Source organism: Streptomyces sp. cg35 (assembly GCF_050410835.1).
GTDB lineage: Bacteria > Actinomycetota > Actinomycetes > Streptomycetales > Streptomycetaceae > Streptomyces.
In genome coordinates this window covers 8052233-8070978 of sequence record NZ_CP191268.1, presented here as the reverse complement: position 1 = coordinate 8070978, position 18746 = coordinate 8052233, and the positions used below count along the sequence as shown (strand labels likewise).

Here is an 18746-nt window from a genome sequence, read left to right as displayed (position 1 = left end):
CCCTCCCCCCCCCACGCCTTCAGCAACGTACGCACGTCAACGCACAAGGAGGTGCCCTGACATGACCCCTGACCGTCGCATCCGCGTCGGCATCGACGTGGGCGGCACGTTCACGGACGCCGTGGCGGTGGACGCCACGACGCTCGCCCTGGTGGGCCAGGTGAAAGTACCCACGACCCATCACCACGAGGACGGTGTCGCGCACGGCATCGTCGCGGCGCTCGAACGGCTCCTGGAGCAGGTCGGCCGGACCCCGGCCGACGTCACGTTCCTGGCGCACGGCACGACCCAGGCCACCAACGCCCTGCTGGAGGGCGACGTGGCCAAGGTCGGGCTGATCGGCGTCGGCGGCGGGGCGGGGGCGGTGTTCACCCGCCGGCTCGCCGCGCTCGGCAGGCTCGAACTCACCCCGGGAAAGCGCCTCCCGCTGGCGTACGAGCATGTGGCCGACCCGTTCGACGCCGACGGCGTGCGGGCCGCCGTCGCCCGCGTCCGGGCGGAGGGGGCTCAAGTCGTCGTCGCCACCGAGCCGTTCGGAGTGGACCGGCCCGAGGGCGAGCAGGCCGTGCTGGACGCGGCGCGGCCCACGGGGCTGCCCCTGGCGGCGGCGCACGAGATCACCTCGCTCTACGGGCTGCACAAGCGGACCCGGACGGCCGTGCTGAACGCGGCGATCCTGCCGCGGATGCTGGCGACGGCCGACCTCGTCGACGCGTCGATCACCAAGGCCGGGGTGACGGCGCCCCTGATGGTGATGCGCTGCGACGGCGGCGTGATGTCGCTGGACGAGATGCGCCGCCGGCCCCTTCTCACGGTCCTCTCCGGTCCGGCGGCGGGGGTCGCCGGGGCGCTGATGCAGGAGCGGATCAGCGAGGGGGTGTTCCTGGAGACGGGCGGCACGTCCACGGACATCAGCGTGGTGCGGCGCGGCAAGGTGGCCGTGCGGCACGCGACGATCCTCGGCAAGGAGTCCTACCTCAACGCCCTGGATGTGCGCACCGTCGGTGTCGGCGGCGGGTCGATGGTGCGGGTCGCCGGGGGCCGGGTGGTCGGTGTCGGGCCGCGCAGCGCGCACATCGCGGGTCTGCCGTACGCCTGTTTCGCCGCGCTCGACGACCTGCGGGACGCGACGGTCGCCACGGTGCGGCCGATGGACGGGGATCCGGACGACTATCTGGTCCTCGACGCCGCGGGCGGCCGGTTCGCGGTGACGATGACCTGTGCGGCCAACGCACTGGGCCGGGTCCCGGAAGGCGACTTCGCGCGCTGCGACCAGGAGGTGGCGCGGGCCGCGCTCGCCCCGGTGGCGGCCGCTCTCGGCTCGGATGTGGCCGGTGCGGCGCGGGCCGTCCTGGACGCGGGGACCGCGCAGGTGAAGACGGTCGTGGACGCGATGATCCGGGACTACCGGCTCGACCGGGACACCGCCGTGCTGGTGGGCGGGGGCGGTGGCGCGGCCTCCGTGACCCCGCACCTGGCGGCGGACGCCGGTCTCGAAGGGCGGATCGCCCGGCACAGCGAGGTGATCAGCCCGGTCGGCGTGGCCCTCGCGCTGGTCCGGGAGCAGGTCGAGCGGATCGTGCCCGGGGCCACCCAGGAGCAGATCCTGGCGGTGCGCGCCGAGGCCGAGCGGGCCGTCGTCGCACAGGGCGCCGCCGCCGACGGGGTCGAGGTGGAGGTGACGGTCGACCCGCAGACCAGCACGGTGCGGGCCGTCGCCACCGGCGCGACGGAACTGCGCACCCAGGACCGGGCGCACCGCGCCGACGACGCGGAGCGGCTGCGGGCGGCCGCCGCGAGCCTGAAGGCGCAGGAGGCGCGGGTGCGGGTGCTGGCCGGCACCGGCGCGTACACCGTGTACGGCACGGAGGTGCGGCGCAGGCTGCGCGCCGACCGGCAGCCGGTCCGGGTCGTGGACGCCGACGGCGTGGTGCGGCTCGGTGTGTCCGACGCGCGGGTCGAGGCGACGACGGTGGGCGCGGCCGGGGAGACGCTCGCGTCGCTGGTGCGGGACGCCACGTCGTACGGCGACGGCGGTGTGCGGGCGCCCGCGGTGCGGCTGCTGGTGGGCGGACGGATCGCGGATCTGTCCGGCGTGCTGGATCCGGAGGCGCTGCTGGCCCTCGCGCGCAGTGAGCTGCGCTCGCGCGGCGGCGACGAGCCGGTGGTCGCGGTCGTGGAGTCCCGCACATGAGCGGCGACCACGACCTGGACCTCGCGGTGCGGCTGCTCGCGGGCACGCCCACGCACGAGGGCCGCGATCTTCTGACGCTACGTCAATGGGCAGTGGCTGCGGCGGAGTTCGGTGCCGTCATGACGCCCGATCCGGTGACCGTGCGGGTCGTCGAGCGGGACGACGGGCTCGCCGTCGGGCTGCTGGCGCGGTACCGGTCGAGGCCGGCGGTCGTCGAGGTGTACGTCGACACGGTCGCCCGCGCCGAACGGCTCGTCGACGAGCGGGGCTGGCGGCACTGGTTCCCCGCGGGGTCGGTGCGGGCGGCGGCGCTCGCGCACGAGCAGGCGCACGCCTGGCTCCATCACGCGCGCGTCCGGGCCGATTTCAAACGGGCCCTCGGTCACACGGCGCTGCGTGTCGGGCGGCGCCGCGTGTACGCGCACGTCGCGGGCGCCGACGAACTCGCGGCGCACGCCTACGCCCGCGCCGCCTGCGGCCTGGGCCGCAGTCCCCTGCTGCTCACGGAGGCGCTGGCCGCCGCCGCGTATCCCGAAAGCGAGAAGTGACCATGGGTGTCGTCATTCTGCTCGTCATGGCGGCGGGAGTCGCCGCCATGCTCAGCCGCAAGCTGCCCACCGCGTTCGCGCTGGTGCTGCTGGCCGTGGTCATCGCGTTCGTCTCGGGTGCGCCGCTGACCGGCAAGAACAGTGTGCTGGACACGGTGCTGCAGGAGGGCGCGCCCGCGCTGGCCGCGACGATGATCGCGATCCTGCTCGGGTCGTGGCTCGGCAAGCTCCTGGAGGAGACCGGCATCGCGGGCACGCTGGTCCGCAAGATCGTGGAGTTCGGCGGCGACCGGCCGGTGTTCGTCGCGCTCGGCGTGCTCGCGGTGTCCGCGCTGGTCGGCACGGTGACGGGTTCGGCGCCGGCGGCGATGCTGGCCGGGCTCATCGGCATCCCGGCGATGATCGCGGTGGGCATTCCGAAGGTGACGGCGGCGGGCACGATCCTGATGGGCATCGCGGTGGGCATCCCGTTCGAGCTGCCGGTGTGGCAGTTCTTCTCCACGGCGCTGGAACTGCCGGTGGACACGGTGCGCGGCTTCATGGTCAAGCTGTTCCCGTTCGCGCTGGTCGCCGCGGTCGCGTATGTGCTGGTGGAGTCGCGGCGCCGGGGCGTGGAGCACACGTGGTCGCTCAAGTCGCTCCAGGACAGACCGACTTCGCGCGACCGCCGCCGGCTCCTCGGTGACGCCCCGTGGTACGCGCTGCTGACGCCGGTGGTGCCGCTGGTCCTGGCCCTGGGGTTCGAACTGGCCATCATCCCCTCGCTGTTGGCGGGTGTGCTGTACGCGCTGGTGACGACGACGCGGCCGCGCGACATGAACCGCCGGCTGCTGCGCACGCTGTACGGGGGCTTCGAGGTCGCGGCGCCGCCCATCACGTTGTTCGTGGCGATCGGGATCCTGCTCGCCGCGGTGAAGCTGCCCGGCGCGGTCGACGCGCTGGAGCCGCTCGTCAAGGCGGTCAGTCCGCAGAACGCCGTGCTGTTCGTGCTGGTCTTCACGCTGCTGGTGCCCTTGTGCCTGTACCGCGGGCCGCTGAACGTCTTCGGTCTCGGCGCCGGCATCGCGGGCGTCCTGATCGCCACCGGCATCTACCCGGCCGTCGCCGTCCTCGGCATGGCCACCTCGTACAACCAGGTCTTCGGCGTCGCCGACCCGACCAGCACCCAGACGGTGTGGAGCGCCCAGTACGCGGGTGTCTCACCCCAGCAGGTGATGGTCAGGACGCTGCCCTACGTGTGGGCGGTGGCGCTCGGCGGCCTGTGTGTCACCGCGGCCACCTACCTGTGAACCAGCCCCGAAAACAACCGACTTCAGGAGCCGATCATGCATGAGCCGCAGTCCGGCCCGGACCGTCGTACGTTCCTGCGCACCACCGCCGTCACCGGCGCCGCGCTCGCCCTGGGCGGTCTGTCGACGCGGTCCGCGTCGGCCGCGCCCGGCGGTTTCCCCGACTACACCTACGTCCGCACACTGCTGACCCCGTCCCAGCTCACGTACAACCCGACCGGCGAGATCATCTTCCCGACCGTGCGCGGCGTGTACGACAAGCTGGCCTCCCCACTGGGCCGTTACTACCTCTACTACGCGCCGCACGACGCTCCGGGCGGCATCTGCCTCGCGTACGGCGACTCTCTGGAAGGCCCGTTCACGGAGTATCCGGCGAACCCGATCGTGTCGAACAAGTGGGACCCGCACTACTCGGTCAGCCATGTGTCGTCGCCGCACGTGCTGTGGAACGCGGACGCGAAGGAGTTCTGGCTGTACTTCCACGGCGAGAACACCACGACCCGGCTGGCCCGTTCGAAGGACGGTGTCCACTTCACCTACGACAAGGTCGTCCTGTCGACGTCGATGATGCCGTCGGGCACGACGGAGACGTCGTACGCCCGGGTCTTCCGGCACGATCTGCCGGCCCGCGGCGCGCACTACGTGATGCTGTTCATGCTGAACAACACCACCAACCACCGTGACATCTGCTGGGGCTGGTCGCCCGACGGCCGGACCTGGACCTTCGACCAGACGCCGCTGGTGCGCCACTCCGACGTCGGTGCGGTGAACGTCGGCGGCCCGCATCTGCTCACCCGCGACGGGTCCGCGTACGTGGTCTACAACAAGGACAAGGAGAGCGGCGGCGACCTCATGATCACCGAGGTGGGCGCGGACTTCTCGCTCCGCAAGCACCTGGGCGTCTTCTACGACTCGCGCTCCGGAGCCCCCGAGAACGGCCGGTCGGCGGCGCCGTCCTTCGGTACGCAGGGCGGGGTGCCGTACATGGTGTACGAGGCGGGCGAGCGGCTCGCGGGGGCGATCGCGGTGGCCCGGGGCTAATCAGATCCCTTCTCGGACCTCCAGAGCGCGGGCGACGACGGCGAAGGCCCGGTCGAGCAGGGCGACCGGGTCCTGGGCCGCGTCGCTCGCGCTCCAGCGTTGCAGCACGACGTGGAAGGCGGTCAGCGCGGCGCCCGCGGCGATGCGCGGGTAGAGGTCGGCCTCGGCGTCCAGGCCGACGCGGGACGCGAGTTCCTCGGCGAGGTCGTCACGCCACTGGACCTGGCGCTCCAGGAAACGGGCGTGCAGGGCCGGGGTGCGCAGGATCAACTGGACCACGCGCAGCGCCCGTTCGGAATCAGCGGCGCAGGTGGTGACGGGCACCCGGACCGCGTGCAACAGGGCCACGGCCGGCGCCTCGTCGGCCGGGCGGCCCGCGAGAGCGGCGCGCATGTCCGCGCCCATGTCGGCCAGGAACTGGACGACGACGTCCTCCTTGGACGCGAAGTAGCGGAAGAACGTCCGCTTCGAGACTCCGGCGGCCGCGACGATCTCGTCGACGGTCACCGCGTCGAAGCCCTTGAGGGCGAGCAACTGCAGCGCCGCCTCGGTCAGTTCGTCGGAGACGAACTGCCGCTTGCGCTGGGCCAGGCTCAGGTCGGATCGCGTACTCACACTCCCAGCCTACACGCCATGCCCTCGATGACACTTGGGCGCACCTTGACACCAAGTGCCATTGCGGTCAGCCTGTGTCACATGACACAGCGACAGCCTTGGAATGCCGATCGAATTCCCGACCAGTCGCAGCGCGTGGTCGTCGTGACGGGGGCAGGCAGCGGTCTCGGGCTCGTGACCGCCCGCGCCCTCGCCCGCCGGGGCGCGCACGTCGTCCTGGCCGTGCGTGATCCGGACAAGGGCCGTGCGGCCGCCTCGTCGATCACCGCCGGGCAGCCGGACGCGCGGCTGGAGGTGCGCCGGCTCGACCTCGCCGATCTCGACTCGGTCCACGCCTTCGCCGACGGGCTGCGCGCCGGTCATCCGCGCGTCGACGTACTCGTCAACAACGCAGGAGTGATGGCGCCGCCCCGCACTCTCAGCCCGCAGGGGCACGAGCTGCAGTTCGCGACGAACCATCTCGGGCACTTCGCGCTCACCGGGCTGCTGCTCGACTTGCTGGCGCAGGCGCCGGATCCACGGGTGGTGACGGTCAGCTCGCTCGAACACCGCAAGGGGCGGATCGACTTCGACGACCTGACGGGTGAACGCGGCTACGTGCCGATGGAGTTCTACCGCCGGTCGAAGCTGGCCAATGCCTTGTTCGGCCTGGAGCTGCACCGGCGCCTCACCGCGGCCGGCGCTCCTGTGCGCAGCGTGCTCGCGCATCCCGGCTACAGCGCGACCGGTTTGCAGACGAACGGCACGGTCCGCGTGCCGCGGCTGGTCTTCGGACATCTGGCCAGGCCGCTGGCCCAGTCGGCGGACCGCGGCGCCCTGCCGCAGCTGTACGCGGCGACCGAACCCGGCGTCCGGGGCGGGGAGTTCATCGGTCCCGACGGCCGGGGCGAGATGCGGGGTGCGCCGACCCGGGTGGAGCCGGCGCCTGGGGCCGCCGACGCCGCGGCGGGGCGGCGACTGTGGGAGGTGTCGCAGGCGCTGACCGGGGTGAGCTTCCCGCTGCGGGAGGCCGCCGCATCGTGAGGGGCAGGCGGCCCTTGGAGCCCCGTCCGCGCGGGCTCACGGTCCGGTGAGGTTCACCGGGCGGCCCGCCGGGACGTCGCCGCGGCGGGTCCGCGCCCATTGCCGCAGCCGCTCGGCGGGCCGGGGCAGCACGACGAACGCCTCGGCCTGCAGGCAGGCCCAGCTGATCCGCGGCAGATCGCGGGCCGTCGGGTAGACGACGAAGCGCGGCTGCCAGTCGGGGCGGAACTTGGCGTTGAAGCGGTACAGCGACTCGATCTGGAACCAGCGGGACAGGAAGACGAGCAGAGCCCGCCACACGCGCAGGACCGGGCCCGCGCCGAGGCGCTCTCCGCGCGCCAACGCCGCGCGGAACACGGCGAAGTTGAGGGAGACGCGGGCGATGCCGAGGCCGGGTGCGGCGCGCAGGGCGGCGACGATGAGGAGCTCGTTCAGGCCGGGCTCGGCGGTGCGGTCGCGGCGCATCAGGTCGAGGGAGAGCCCGTCGTCGCCCCACGGTACGAAGTGCAGCAGCGCCCGGACCTGTCGACTGCCGTCGGGGGCCTGCTGGTGGGCGGTGACGACGACGCAGTCCCCGTCGTCGGGGTCGCCGAACCGGCCGAGCGCCATGGAGAACCCGCGCTCGGTGGCGCTCCCCCGCCAGGCTCCCGCGGCCTCGCGCAGCTGCTTCTTCTCGTCGTCGGGCAGCTCGCGTACGCGCCGCACCTGACAGGAGTAGCCGCCGCGCTCGATGCGGTGGACCATCTGGCGTACGTTGCGCATGGTGCGGCCCGAGAGGCTGAAGGCGGTGCAGTCGACGATGGCCTCGTCGCCCAACTCCAGCGCTTTCAGGTTGCCTTCGCGGATCCAGACCTGTCCGCCGAGTTCGCTGCAGCCCATGACGGCCGGGGTCCAGGCGTGCCGGGCGCACCGGTCGAGGAACTCCTTGATGGCGCCCGGCCATGCCTCCGGGTCGCCGATCGGGTCGCCGCCCACGAGGGCGACGCCGGACACCACGCGATAGGCGACGGCGGCTTTGCCCGTCGGTGAGAACAGGACGGCCTTGTCGCGGCGCAGCGCGAAGTAGCCGAGCGAGTCGCGCCGCCCCTCGCGGTCCAGCAGGGCCCGCAGCCGCGCGCCGCCGTCGACCGGTGCGAGGCGCACCGGCCGCAGCGCCAGGTACGCGGTGGTGGACGCGGTGACCAGGCCGAGGGTGAGCAGCGACAGCTGGACGATGTCGGCGACGCGGTCGCTGTCGTAGGTGAGCGGGCCCGCCGACCCGACCATTCCGTAGGCCACTTGCCGCAGCCGGTCGGCGAAGGAGATGCCGTGGCCGGCTTCGTGGTCGGCCCGCAGACCGACGATCAGCAGGCCGAGGCCGATGCTGACCGTGCCGAGGACGAGCAGGTTGCCCAGGGCGCGGGTTCTGCCGCGCGGGTCGCTCAGCGCGTGGAACTCGCCCCGGAACCCGACGAGTCCGGCGCACAGCAGCGCCGACACCGCGGCGGCCACGAACGCGTGGTGGCGCAGCCCCTGTACGAGCGCGCTCACCGCGAGCAGGGCCACGGCCGCCTCCCAGGCCCGGCGCTTGCGGCGGCGCAGGCCGCGGGCCAGGAGCGCGAGGAGCAGGCCCGCGGCGAGCGCGGCGGCGCGCGCGAGGTCGTCGGCGAGCCCGGGGACGTAGGGCGCGAGGCCTTCGACGCGGCTGGCGCGCACGTGCGGGGAGACGGCCGTGGCGATGTCGAGGAGTCCGATGAGCAGGCAGGTGTGGCCGGCCACGGCGGCGGGGCGGGGGTTCACGGGCGTGAGCGTATGGGCGCAGGTCAGCGGTGGGGTAAGAGCCGGGGAGGAGAACGGTAAGAACGCGCGGACCGGCAAACCCGCCTGCCGGTCGCGGCCTCTTGTCCGGTGCAGGCTGCCCCTGGGCGGTCGACCGTTGCCGGCGAGAGGTGGAGCGAACATGGGCCTGACGAGTCGGGCGCTGGAATGTGCGACGGCGCTGGCCGCACTGGTGTGCGTGGGGCTCACGGTGTGGGCCTGGCCACGCCTCGCGCGCCGCGGCCCGGGGGCCGTGCTCGGCAGACTGGGTGTCATCGCCGCGACGCAGTGCGCGATCCTGACCGCGTGCGCGGTGGCGGTGAACGCCGACTTCGAGTTCTACGGCTCCTGGGACGAGCTGCTCGGCCGTGTATCGACAGCGCCCGCGCATCTCGCGGACCCCGGCGGTACCGGCGTCTACGCGGCGCGGGGCGGCCTGGTCGAGCCCGCCGGGCCGCAGGGCCTGGACCGGGTGCGGGGCCTGCCCGCCGGGCCGCCCGCGAAGGTGGGACGGGTGGAGTCGGTGCGCATCATCGGGCGGCGCACGCGGGCGATCGACCCGGCGTTCGTGTATCTGCCGCCGCAGTATTTCCAACGGCAGTACCACCGGCAGCGGTTCCCGGTGATCGTGGCGATGAGCGGCTATCCCGGCGGCATCATGAACCTCGCACAGTTCCTCCATGTCCCGCAGACGGCCGACCGGTTGGAGCGCTCCGGCGGGCTCCAGCCGACCGTCGTGGTGATGGTGCGGCCGACGATCGCGCCGCCGCGTGACACCGAGTGCGTGGACGTGCCCGGCGGCCCCCGGGCGGAGACGTTCTTCACCAAGGACCTGCCGGAGGCACTGAAGTCGGCCTACCGGGTGGGGCACGACCCGAGCGCGTGGGGTGCGCTCGGCTACTCGTCGGGGGGCTCCTGCGCGCTCCAACTCGCCCTGCGCGACCCGAAGGTGTACACGTCGGCCGCGTCCCTGTCCGGCGACTACCGCATCGACGACGACCTCACCACGGGCAGCCTGTTCGGCGGCGGCCCGGACGCCGGGCGGCTCCAGGAGCGGCACGACCTGGTGTGGCGGCTCGGTCATCTCCCCGTGCCGCGGGTGTCGGTGCTCGTGGCGAGCAGCCGGCAGGGCGAGAAGGACTACGGGGCGACGCTGCGGTTCCTCAAGGCCGTGCGGCCGCCGATGACGTCGGCGCGGATCATCCTGCCGCGCGGCAGCCACCACTTCACGACGTGGCTGCGGGAGATCGGGCCCGCCATGCAGTGGATGGGCCGCCAGTTGACGTTCCCTCAGGACACCACGCCGCCACCGAAGCCGCGCCGCACCGCGCGGGCGGCCTCCCCCGGTGCCGGCCGCGTCGTCGCACGGTGAGCCGCGACGCCTACGCGCGGCGCGTGGCCACCACGAGTCGGCAGCGCGGGCTGCCGTCGGACCGCTCGCCGAGCTCGGGCAGCGCCCGCAGCGCGACGTCGAAGCCGGCCCGCTCCAGCTCGCGGCGCACATCGCCGAGCCGGAACGGCCGGTAGTACATGACGAACGGCGGGCGCCACAGCGCATTGCGCACCCGCATGACTGCGTCGAAGCCGAGCATCGCCCAGTAGCCGCGCGATCCCGGCCGCGGGGGCGCCGGCAGCGGGAACGCGAACTGCCCGCCGGGGCGCAGCACTTGGCGCACCTGGGCGAACAGCTCCGGGTACTGGCCGGGCAGGAAGTGGCCGAACGCCCCGAAGCTCACCACCAGGTCGAAGACCGGCCCGAAGGGCAGCGCGAGCGCGTCCCCGCGGACGTACGAGGCCGTCGGCTCTCCGCCGCGGGCGACCTGGAGCATCCCCGCGCTGAAGTCGACGCCCACGACCGGCCCCGCGCAGACCTCACCAAGGACGCCGAGGCCCGCCCCCGTGCCGCAGCACAGGTCGAGTCCGGCCCCGAAGGGACCGCGTTCGCGCAGCGCACGGGCGACCGGGTCGAGCACGATGCCGGGGGTGCGGAACGGTGTGTGGTCGAACTTCGGGGCGAGCAGGTCGTAGCCGCGCTCGACCGAGGAAAGGGCCTGCACGGCCAGCTCGCGCAGGGTGGGGCCCTGGGGTGTGAACATGGCGGATCAGCATAGGGCGGCCGGCCCGTCGGCATCCGCTCTTGCCCAGGACCGGGGGTGGCGTGTTACCTTGCGAGTGGCACGTGTGTACGCCCACTCTGCGGCGCCGGTGCCGGTTCCACTTCTTCAGCGCTTCAGCGCATACGTGATCAATTCCGCGTCGTAGCGCGCATCATCCCTGGTCAACAGGTTCTCGGCGGGTTCTTCCCCGCCCCTGCACTGCCAGGTTCTCTCCCGGCCACGGGCTGTCCTGCCCGTTCCACGGGGCGTGATGTTCCCGCCCCGTCCCGGTCGCCGGATCCCCGTCCCTCCCTGCCCGCGTACCCACAGCGTTCGCGAAAGGACCCTGATCGACCATGACCAGCACCACACTCGAAAAGCCCAGCACCACCGCGGAACGGCCCCGTGCCGCGACCGCGCCCAAGGCCCCCGTCCGGGTCGCCGGTGTCCTCGACATCGGCGCGAACGGGCAGGGTTTCCTGCGCGGCGGCGACCTGCTGCCGACGTCCCGCGACGTCCAGGTCCCCGCCTCCCTCATCCGTCAGCTCGGCCTGCGCAAGGGCGACGCCGTGGCGGGCCTGTGCGAGCGGCAGCACACGCTCACCCATGTCGAGACCGTCGGCGGCGCGCCCGCCGGGGTCGCCCGCACCCGCCCCCGCTTCACCGACCTCACCCCGCTGCATCCCGCCGAACGGCTCCGCCTGGAAGGCCCGGCGAGCGGCCTCGGGGGCCGCGTCGTCGACCTGTTCGCCCCGGTCGGCAAGGGCCAGCGCGGCCTGATCGTCGCGCCGCCGAAGACCGGCAAGACCGTCCTGCTGCAACAGCTCGCCGCGTCGGTCGCCACCAACCACCCCGAGGCCCATCTGATGGTGGTGCTCCTCGACGAACGTCCCGAGGAGGTCACCGACATGCGGCGCTCCGTGCGCGGCGAGGTGTACGCCTCGACGTTCGACCGGCCCGCCAAGGCCCACATCGCCCTGGCCGAGCTCGCCGTGGAGCGCGCCAAGCGCCTCGTCGAGCAGGGCCGCGACGTGGTGATCCTGCTCGACTCGCTGACCCGGCTGTGCCGCGCGCACAACAACGCCGCATCCTCCGGCGGCCGCACCCTGTCCGGCGGTGTCGACGCGGCCGCGCTGCTCGGCCCGAAGCGCCTGTTCGGCGCGGCCCGGAACACGGAGGAGGCCGGCTCCCTGACGATCATCGCCACGGCCCTGGTCGAGACCGGGTCCCGGGCCGACGACTACTTCTTCGAGGAGCTCAAGAGCACCGGCAACATGGAGCTGCGTCTCGACCGCTCCCTCGCCGACCGCCGCGTCCACCCCGCCGTCGACATCACCCCTTCCGGCACCCGCCGCGAGGAACTCCTGCTGCCCGCAAGCGAGTTGGCGGCCGTACGCGGTCTGCGCCGGGTCCTCCAGAACCGGGACGCCCCGTCCTCGTACGAGACGCTGCTCGACAAGCTGCGCCACACCCCGGACAACGCGACCTTCCTGCGCCAGGTGCACCCGACGGTACCCACCGGCTGACCCCGCCCCCACGGATGTAATACTCACTGTATGACTCCGCGCATTACGCGCCCCGGCGGCGATCCGGCCGTCACCGTACGGCGGGCCACCGCGCGCGACGCCAAACGGCTCACCCGGCTCGTGCGCGGCTCGCGCGCCTACGAAGGCCCGTACGCGGCGATGGTCGCGGACTACCGGGTGGGCCCCGACTACATCGAGGCGCACCGGGTGTTCGTCGCGGCCGGCCGGGCCGACGAGCGGGTCCTCGGCTTCTACTCGCTGGTCCTCGCGCCGCCGGAGCTGGACCTGATGTTCGTCGCGGACGACGCGCAGGGCCTGGGTGTCGGGCGCCTGCTCGTCGCGCACATGCGGGACGAGGCCCGGGCCGCCGGGCTCGACCACGTGCGGGTCGTCTCCCATCCGCCGGCGGAGGGCTTCTACCGCACCATGGGGGCCCTGCGCACCGGGACGGCGCCCGCGCGTCCCCCGGTCGTCGCCTGGGACCGCCCCGAACTCGTATTCCCCATCGCCCCCACGGTCTGAGGGGTTCCGCCCTCGCCCCGTACGGCGCACACTCGGTGGCATCGAAGCGGGCGGCAATGGGGCAAGGAGGCCACATTGGGCGGCAGCGAGGCGCACGACGACGCGTTCGACGTGATCGTGGAGATTCCGCAGGGCTCCCGGAACAAGTACGAGATGGACCACGAACTCGGCCGGATCCGGCTCGACCGGATGCTGTTCACCTCGACCCAGTACCCCGCGGACTACGGCTACATCGACGGCACGCTCGGCGGCGACGGCGACCCGCTGGACGCGCTCGTCCTCACCGGCGACGCCACCTTCCCCGGCTGCACCATCGAGTGCCGGGCCATCGGCATGTTCGTGATGAGCGACGAGAAGGGACCGGACGAGAAGATCCTCTGCGTCCCCGCCCACGACCCGCGCCGCGCGTCGGCCCAGGACATCGAGGACATCCCCGAGTTCGACCGCCTGGAGATCACCCACTTCTTCGAGGTCTACAAGGACCTGGAGCCCGGCAAGTCCGTCGACGGCTCCCACTGGGAGGGCCGGGACAAGGCCTACGAGGAGATCCGCCGGGCCCGGGAACGACGCGCCACGGCACGGACGCCGGCCGCCGGGCGCGAATAGCCCGGTCGCCGGGGCGGACGGGCGCCGCGAGGGCGGGTGAGGCCGTCGCATAGCGTGCGGGCGACACCGTACGAGCACGGAGGATCCCCATGAGCGCCGCCCGCCTGCCCCTCGAGGGCGTCACCGTCGTCAGCCTGGAACAGGCGGTGGCGGCGCCGTTCGCCACGCGCCAGCTCGCCGACCTGGGCGCGCGCGTGATCAAGGTGGAGCGGCCCGGCAGCGGCGACTTCGCGCGCCGCTACGACGAGACGGTGCACGGCCAGTCCAGCCACTTCGTGTGGCTGAACCGCTCGAAGGACTCGGTGACGCTCGACGTCAAGACGCCCGGTGGGCGCGAGGTGCTGGAGCGGCTGCTCGCCGGCGCGGACGTCTTCGTGCAGAATCTGGCGCCCGGCGCGGCGGCCCGACTCGGCCTGTCGGCAGGCGAGTTGGCCGTGCGCCATCCGGACCTGATCGTGTGCGACATCTCCGGGTACGGCAGCGACGGGCCGTGGGCGCACCGCAAGGCGTACGACCTGCTGGTGCAGTGCGAGACCGGTGTCGTGTCGGTGACCGGCACACCGCAGGCCCCGGCGAAGGTGGGCATCGCGATCGCCGACATCGCGGCGGGCATGTACGCGTTCTCGGGCATCCTCACCGCCCTGTACGAGCGGCGGGCCACCGGCACCGCGCGTGCGGTCGAGGTGTCGCTGTTCGAGGCGCTCGCGGAGTGGATGGGCTACCCCGCGTACTACACGGCGTACTCGGGCCGTCAGCCGCAACGGGTCGGGGCGGCGCACGCGACGATCGCCCCGTACGGGCCCTACGACGCAGCGGACGGCGGGACGGTCCTGCTCGCCGTGCAGAACGAGCGGGAGTGGGCCTCCTTCTGCGCGGAGTTCCTCGGCGACGCCTCGCTGGCCGAGGACCCGCGCTTCCACCGCAACTCGGCCCGGGTGGCGCGCCGCGCCGAACTCGACGCGATCGTCACGGCGCGCTTCGCCGAACTCGACACGCAGGAGGCCGTCGCGCTCCTGGAACACGCCAAGGTCGCGAGCGCCCGCCTGAACACGGTCGACGACTTCCTGCGCCACCCGGTGCTGACCGGCCGCGACCGCTGGCGCGACGTCGCCACCCCGGCCGGCCCCGTCCGCGCGCTCGTGCCCCCGGCCTCGTTGAGCGACGTGGAGCCCCGGATGGATCCGGTCCCGGCGGTGGGCGAGCACACGGACCCGGTCCTCACCGAACTCGGCTACGACGCGGCGGGAATCCGGGAACTGCGGGAGCAGGGGGCGCTCTAGGAGCTTGCGAACCCGGGCCGTTCGGCCCACCACAAGGGTCACTCGGCCCGCTTTCAACGATGGCCCCCACTGACATGCTGCTGCGCAGAGCCTCCCGTGCCCTCGCTCTCCCGCCGCGGCGCACGGTCGAGGCCCGGGCCCGCCGGTCACAGAAGGGGGAACTGTGACCGGCGGGCCCGGCTACGGGGCCACGCCCGACGCGACAACTCGCGCGCAAAACATCCCAATCGGAGCGATAAAGTGTCGCGTCAACCTTCACGCGCCCGATCACCCAGGAGTACCTACGTGACCGTAGCCATCGACTCGTCCGAGGCAGCCGTCCCGTCCGGCGAGGACGCCGGGGACACGACCGTCGCGGAGCCCACGCCCGCGACGGACGTGCCGGAGGCGCGCCAGTCCGACGCGGACGGGGAGACGGCCGAGCCGGGGGACACCGCCCACACGTGGACCCCGTCGACCGACACGACCGACGCGACCGACACAGCCGCCCCGTCCGACCATTTCTGGCAGCCCGAGCCGGCCCCGGCCGACGCGTCGGCCGGGAATCTGATCGAGGACGAAGACGAGGAGGACGAGGAGGACGGGGAGGGCACTGACGCCTCCGGTGAGGTACCGGAGTCCATCGCCCGTGACGCCCACGATTTCGGCGTCTACGCCCGCACCGGCGGCTGGACCTTCGCTCTGAAGGTGGCCCGCAGCGTGCGTCCCGGCGGTCAGCCGGCCGCGCAGACGCCCAAGGTCTCGGCGCGCAGGTTCGCCGCGCTCGCGGGCTGCTCGGCCGACCGCGTCATGCGCTTCTACAAGGCGTGGGACAAGGCGGCGGACGACGGCCTGGTCCCGCAGTTCGAGGCCCTCGCGCCGGGCGTCGACGTCGAACTGCCGGACGCCGACGTCTGGTTGTCGTACTACGTCTCCCGGTCCAGTGCCTCCTCGGTGCGCGGCCAGGCGATCACCGAGGCCGCCGAGGCGGAGGGCATCCGGCCGACCAAGGCCCTGGAGGTCGCCGAGAACCCGACGGCGCTGCGGGCCGCGATCCTCGCCGATCCGGGCACCGCGGAGGCCGCTCGCAAGGCGCTGATGGACCGCCTGGGCGAGGACCCGGTGCTCCGCTCGGGCCTGGCTCGCGACATCGTGCGCGCCGACGACCTGAAGAAGGCCGTCGCCGAGGAGTCGAAGACCGGCGACCGCCTGGAGTACGTGCGGAAGATCGCCGAGGAGGGCCAGGTCAAGACGCCCGCCGGGCAGAAGATCGAGGCCCCGCGGCAGCTGCGCGAGGAGGCCGAGCGGCACCTGTCGCTCATCGACGAGCTCGATGAGGACGAGGAGGCGGGCGAGTGGGCCCGCGAGGCGTACGACACCGTGCGCACGCTCGTCGCGGAGGCCGTCGAGTCGGATCCCGAGCTGCGGGTGCAGGAGCGGCGCGCGAAGTTCTACAGCAGCCTGCAGAAGGCGACGAAGGCCTTCGAGGAGCTGACCTTCGACGACGTCCAGGAGATCGACGACATCTACGAGGACGACATGGTGCGGCGCCTGGAGGAGCTCCAGACGGCGATCTCGGCCTGCATCACGGCCCTGCAGACGGCCCAGCAGAAGGACTGACGCGCCACGCCCGTCCCGCCCCGGTGCCCGGCCTCCCCTCGTGGGAGTGCCGGGCACCGGCGTTTTCCAGGCATGTTGCGCGCGTCACTCTCCCAGCGAAACGTTGCCGTTTCGCTTAGGAGGTCGTACGCTCATCGAGTCGAGAACGAAACCGTTTCGTTCTCTTAGTGCTTCTCTGCTCCCCCGCGACTTCCCTGGAGTGGCCTCACATGTCCCAGACGACAGTGGCCGACGCCACCGGCACCCCGGCCCCGTCCGCCCCGCCGGCATCTGACCGGCGCTGGTGGATCCTCGGCATCATCGGCATCGCGCAGCTCATGGTCGTGCTCGACGCGACGATCGTGAACATCGCGCTCCCCTCGGCCCAGCAGGACCTGGGCTTCACCGACGGCAACCGGCAGTGGATCGTCACGGCCTACGCGCTGGCCTTCGCCTCCCTGCTGCTGCTCGGCGGCCGCATCGCGGACCTCTTCGGCCGCAAGCCCGCCTTCCTGGTCGGTGTCGCGGGCTTCGCCGGCGCCTCCGTGCTGGGCGGCGCGTCCACCAGCTTCGGGATGCTGGTGACGGCCCGCGCGCTGCAGGGCGTCTTCGGCGCACTGCTGGCACCGGCCGCCCTGTCCCTGCTCAACACCACGTTCACCGACGCCAAGGAGCGCGCCAAGGCGTTCAGCGTCTACGGCGCCATCGCCGGCGCAGGCGGTGCGGTCGGACTGCTGCTCGGCGGCCTGCTGACCGACGCGCTGGACTGGCGCTGGACGCTGTACGTGAACCTCGTCTTCGCCGTCGCCGCCTTCATCGGCGGCTGGGTCCTCCTGCACAACCACCGTGACGCCGCCGGATCCAAGCTCGACCTGCCCGGCACGCTCCTCGTCTCCGCCGGTCTGTTCTCGCTGGTCTACGGGTTCTCGAACGCCGAGACGCACGACTGGGGCTCCCCGCAGACCTGGGGCTTCCTGGCCGCGGGTGCTGTGCTGCTGTTCGCCTTCGCCGCGTGGCAGACCCGCGCGAAGCACCCGCTGCTGCCGATGCGCGTGCTCCTCGACCGGGACCGCGCCGCCTCGTTCATCACGGTGCTCATCACCGGCGCGGGCATGTTCGGCGTGTTCCTCTTCCTCACGTACTACCTGCAGCTGAACCTCGGCTTCAGCCCCACGAAGACCGGCGTCGCGTTCCTGCCGATGATGGCCGCGCTGATGGTCATGGCGCAGATCTCCACGACGGTGCTGGTGCCGCGGATCGGCCCGAAGATCGTCATCCCCGCCGGGTTCGCCCTCGCCGCGGTCGGCATGGCCTGGCTGACCGGGATCGGGCTGGACTCCGGGTTCGCCACGCACGTGCTGCCGCAGCTGCTGATCATCGGCGCGGGCCTGGGCGCCGTGATGCCGCCCGCCATGGCGCTGGCCACCAGCGGGATCGCCGCCGAGGACGCGGGCGTGGCCTCCGCGACCGTCAACACCATGCAGCAGGTGGGCGGCTCGATCGGCACCGCGCTGCTGAACACCCTGGCGGCGAGCGCCGCCACCAGCTACCTCGCGGGCCGCAACCCGGCGGACAAGCTGACACAGGCGCAGGCCACGATCGAGAGCTACACGACCGCGTTCTGGTGGTCGGCGGGCTTCTTCGCCGCCGGCGCGGTCATCGCCTTCCTGCTGTACCGGCGCGGGGCCGTGCGGCAGGACCCGGAGGCGGCACCGGTCGTCCACATGTGACAGCCGCCGCTTCCGGCCCCGGGGCCGCCGTCCGCAGGGAGACGGCGGCCCCCACGCGTGCCGCGAGCAGGGGCAGTGGCATCGTGGGACACGATCATCGAGCTCGGCTCAGGAGGCACTTCGTGTCGGACACCCCCAGCACCCCCCGATCCACCGGCCGTCCGGCCCACCAGAACGTGACGTTCGACAGCAACGGCACGCCCGCCCACGGCTATCTGGCGCTGCCGCCCGGCGGCAGCGGCCCCGGCGTCATCGTCATCCAGGAGTGGTGGGGTCTGACGGACCACATCGCCGATGTGACCGACCGCCTCGCCGCCGAGGGGTTCGTGGCCCTCGCGCCCGACCTGTACGGCGGCAATGTGGCACACGACTCCGCCGAGGCGTTCCGCATGATGCAGGAGCTGCCCGTGGACCGCGGCGTCGAGCTGCTGTCCGGCGCGGTCGACCATCTGCTGTCGCTGCCGGAGGTCACCTCCGCCACCGTCGGCGCCGTCGGCTTCTGCATGGGCGGCGGCTTCGTCCTCTACCTGGCGGCCAAGGACCCGCGGGTCAGCGCGGCCGTCCCGTTCTACGGCGTCATCCAGGGCGAGGTCCCCGACTTCTCGCACCTGAAGGCGGAGATCCTCGGCCACTACGGCGCCCGGGACGAGGGCATCCCGGTGGCGACCCTCGACGGACTGCGCGCCACGATCAAGAAGCAGTCGGGCGTCGACGCGGACTTCCGCGTCTACCCGGCGGACCACGCCTTCTTCAACGACGGCCGCCCCGAGGTCCACGACCCGGAGGCGTCACGCGTGGCATGGGCCGCGACGGTCGAGTTCCTCAAGGCGCGCCTCTCCGGCGCGTAAGGAGCGGCGCCCCCTGGACCGCGGGGCCGGGAGGCGTCCGCCTCCCGGCCCCG

At 72.8% G+C, this 18746-nt stretch carries 16 protein-coding genes; 13 read left to right on the top strand and 3 right to left on the bottom strand.

Translation table 11 applies throughout. From position 1 onward, the window contains the following. Positions 1 to 61: 61 nt before the first annotated feature. Genes ACQUQD_RS37250 through ACQUQD_RS37235 form a run of 4 tightly spaced genes read left to right on the top strand, consistent with a single transcriptional unit; the run spans position 62 to position 5072 of the window. Positions 62 to 2194 (top strand): hydantoinase/oxoprolinase family protein, encoded by a 2133-nt coding sequence (locus tag ACQUQD_RS37250; protein ID WP_428956629.1) that lies wholly within the window; start codon positions 62 to 64, stop codon positions 2192 to 2194. After that, positions 2191 to 2742: a hypothetical protein gene (locus ACQUQD_RS37245; protein ID WP_428956628.1), complete on the top strand. Its 552-nt coding sequence runs from the start codon at positions 2191 to 2193 to the stop codon at positions 2740 to 2742. The genes ACQUQD_RS37250 and ACQUQD_RS37245 overlap by 4 nt, the downstream gene beginning before the upstream one ends. A 2-nt stretch (positions 2743 to 2744) precedes the next feature. Then, positions 2745 to 4031, top strand: a complete 1287-nt coding sequence (locus ACQUQD_RS37240) for a transporter (RefSeq protein WP_428956627.1) — start codon at positions 2745 to 2747, stop codon at positions 4029 to 4031. Positions 4032 to 4067: 36 nt separating this feature from the next. After that, a complete protein-coding gene (locus ACQUQD_RS37235; RefSeq protein ID WP_428956626.1) occupies positions 4068 to 5072 on the top strand; it encodes a twin-arginine translocation signal domain-containing protein in 1005 nt (334 codons plus the stop codon). On the opposite strand, the gene ACQUQD_RS37230 is transcribed toward ACQUQD_RS37235, so the two are convergent. Then, a complete protein-coding gene (locus ACQUQD_RS37230; protein WP_428956625.1) occupies positions 5073 to 5687 on the bottom strand; it encodes a TetR family transcriptional regulator in 615 nt (204 codons plus the stop codon). 81 nt (positions 5688 to 5768) lie between these two features. On the opposite strand from ACQUQD_RS37230, the gene ACQUQD_RS37225 reads away from it, so the two are divergent. Beyond that, entirely contained in the window at positions 5769 to 6710 is a 942-nt protein-coding gene (locus tag ACQUQD_RS37225) for an oxidoreductase (protein ID WP_428956624.1), read from the top strand. A 36-nt stretch (positions 6711 to 6746) separates the two neighbouring features. Here ACQUQD_RS37225 and ACQUQD_RS37220 read toward each other — a convergent pair whose 3' ends face one another. Beyond that, positions 6747 to 8489, bottom strand: a complete 1743-nt coding sequence (locus ACQUQD_RS37220) for a phosphatidylglycerol lysyltransferase domain-containing protein (protein ID WP_428956623.1) — start codon at positions 8487 to 8489, stop codon at positions 6747 to 6749. A 160-nt stretch (positions 8490 to 8649) separates the two neighbouring features. Between ACQUQD_RS37220 and ACQUQD_RS37215 the strand changes: the two genes are divergently transcribed. Continuing rightward, positions 8650 to 9879 carry an alpha/beta hydrolase gene (locus tag ACQUQD_RS37215; protein WP_428956622.1) on the top strand — a complete coding sequence of 410 codons (1230 nt, stop codon included), beginning with the start codon at positions 8650 to 8652 and terminating at the stop codon, positions 9877 to 9879. A 10-nt stretch (positions 9880 to 9889) separates the two neighbouring features. Here the strand turns inward: ACQUQD_RS37215 and ACQUQD_RS37210 are convergent, their stop codons facing one another. Then, positions 9890 to 10603: a class I SAM-dependent methyltransferase gene (locus ACQUQD_RS37210; protein WP_428956621.1), complete on the bottom strand. Its 714-nt coding sequence runs from the start codon at positions 10601 to 10603 to the stop codon at positions 9890 to 9892. Between the two features lie 356 nt (positions 10604 to 10959). Here ACQUQD_RS37210 and rho point away from each other — a divergent pair, with 356 nt between their 5' ends. The 7 genes from rho to ACQUQD_RS37175 all read left to right on the top strand — a co-directional run bounded on the left by rho (position 10960) and on the right by ACQUQD_RS37175 (position 18693). Further along, positions 10960 to 12129 (top strand): transcription termination factor Rho, encoded by a 1170-nt coding sequence (gene rho, locus ACQUQD_RS37205; protein ID WP_428956620.1) that lies wholly within the window; start codon positions 10960 to 10962, stop codon positions 12127 to 12129. A gap of 30 nt (positions 12130 to 12159) precedes the next feature. Continuing rightward, complete coding sequence (locus ACQUQD_RS37200; protein WP_428956619.1) at positions 12160 to 12651, top strand: GNAT family N-acetyltransferase; 492 nt, start codon at positions 12160 to 12162, stop codon at positions 12649 to 12651. Positions 12652 to 12726: 75 nt separating this feature from the next. Beyond that, a complete protein-coding gene (locus ACQUQD_RS37195; RefSeq protein ID WP_428956618.1) occupies positions 12727 to 13257 on the top strand; it encodes an inorganic diphosphatase in 531 nt (176 codons plus the stop codon). Between the two features lie 89 nt (positions 13258 to 13346). Then, on the top strand, positions 13347 to 14537 hold the full coding sequence (locus ACQUQD_RS37190; protein WP_428956617.1) for a CaiB/BaiF CoA transferase family protein: 1191 nt from the start codon (positions 13347 to 13349) through the stop codon (positions 14535 to 14537). Between the two features lie 285 nt (positions 14538 to 14822). After that, positions 14823 to 16136: a hypothetical protein gene (locus ACQUQD_RS37185; protein WP_428956616.1), complete on the top strand. Its 1314-nt coding sequence runs from the start codon at positions 14823 to 14825 to the stop codon at positions 16134 to 16136. 209 nt (positions 16137 to 16345) lie between these two features. Further along, positions 16346 to 17845, top strand: a complete 1500-nt coding sequence (locus tag ACQUQD_RS37180; protein WP_428956615.1) for a DHA2 family efflux MFS transporter permease subunit — start codon at positions 16346 to 16348, stop codon at positions 17843 to 17845. A 122-nt stretch (positions 17846 to 17967) separates the two neighbouring features. Continuing rightward, a complete protein-coding gene (locus tag ACQUQD_RS37175; protein WP_428956614.1) occupies positions 17968 to 18693 on the top strand; it encodes a dienelactone hydrolase family protein in 726 nt (241 codons plus the stop codon). Positions 18694 to 18746 lie beyond the last annotated feature (53 nt).

Bases quoted from the DNA above. Each gene is read 5' to 3' on its own strand.
- ACQUQD_RS37240 (WP_428956627.1), top strand. From the start codon at position 2,745: ATGGGTGTCGTCATTCTGCTCGTCATGGCGGCGGGAGTCGCCGCCATG.
- ACQUQD_RS37225 (WP_428956624.1), top strand. From the start codon at position 5,769: ATGACACAGCGACAGCCTTGGAATGCCGATCGAATTCCCGACCAGTCG.
- rho (WP_428956620.1), top strand. From the start codon at position 10,960: ATGACCAGCACCACACTCGAAAAGCCCAGCACCACCGCGGAACGGCCC.
- ACQUQD_RS37210 (WP_428956621.1), bottom strand. From the start codon at position 10,603: ATGTTCACACCCCAGGGCCCCACCCTGCGCGAGCTGGCCGTGCAGGCC.
- ACQUQD_RS37215 (WP_428956622.1), top strand. From the start codon at position 8,650: ATGGGCCTGACGAGTCGGGCGCTGGAATGTGCGACGGCGCTGGCCGCA.
- ACQUQD_RS37200 (WP_428956619.1), top strand. From the start codon at position 12,160: ATGACTCCGCGCATTACGCGCCCCGGCGGCGATCCGGCCGTCACCGTA.
- ACQUQD_RS37235 (WP_428956626.1), top strand. From the start codon at position 4,068: ATGCATGAGCCGCAGTCCGGCCCGGACCGTCGTACGTTCCTGCGCACC.
- ACQUQD_RS37180 (WP_428956615.1), top strand. From the start codon at position 16,346: ATGTCCCAGACGACAGTGGCCGACGCCACCGGCACCCCGGCCCCGTCC.
- ACQUQD_RS37190 (WP_428956617.1), top strand. From the start codon at position 13,347: ATGAGCGCCGCCCGCCTGCCCCTCGAGGGCGTCACCGTCGTCAGCCTG.
- ACQUQD_RS37245 (WP_428956628.1), top strand. From the start codon at position 2,191: ATGAGCGGCGACCACGACCTGGACCTCGCGGTGCGGCTGCTCGCGGGC.
- ACQUQD_RS37250 (WP_428956629.1), top strand. From the start codon at position 62: ATGACCCCTGACCGTCGCATCCGCGTCGGCATCGACGTGGGCGGCACG.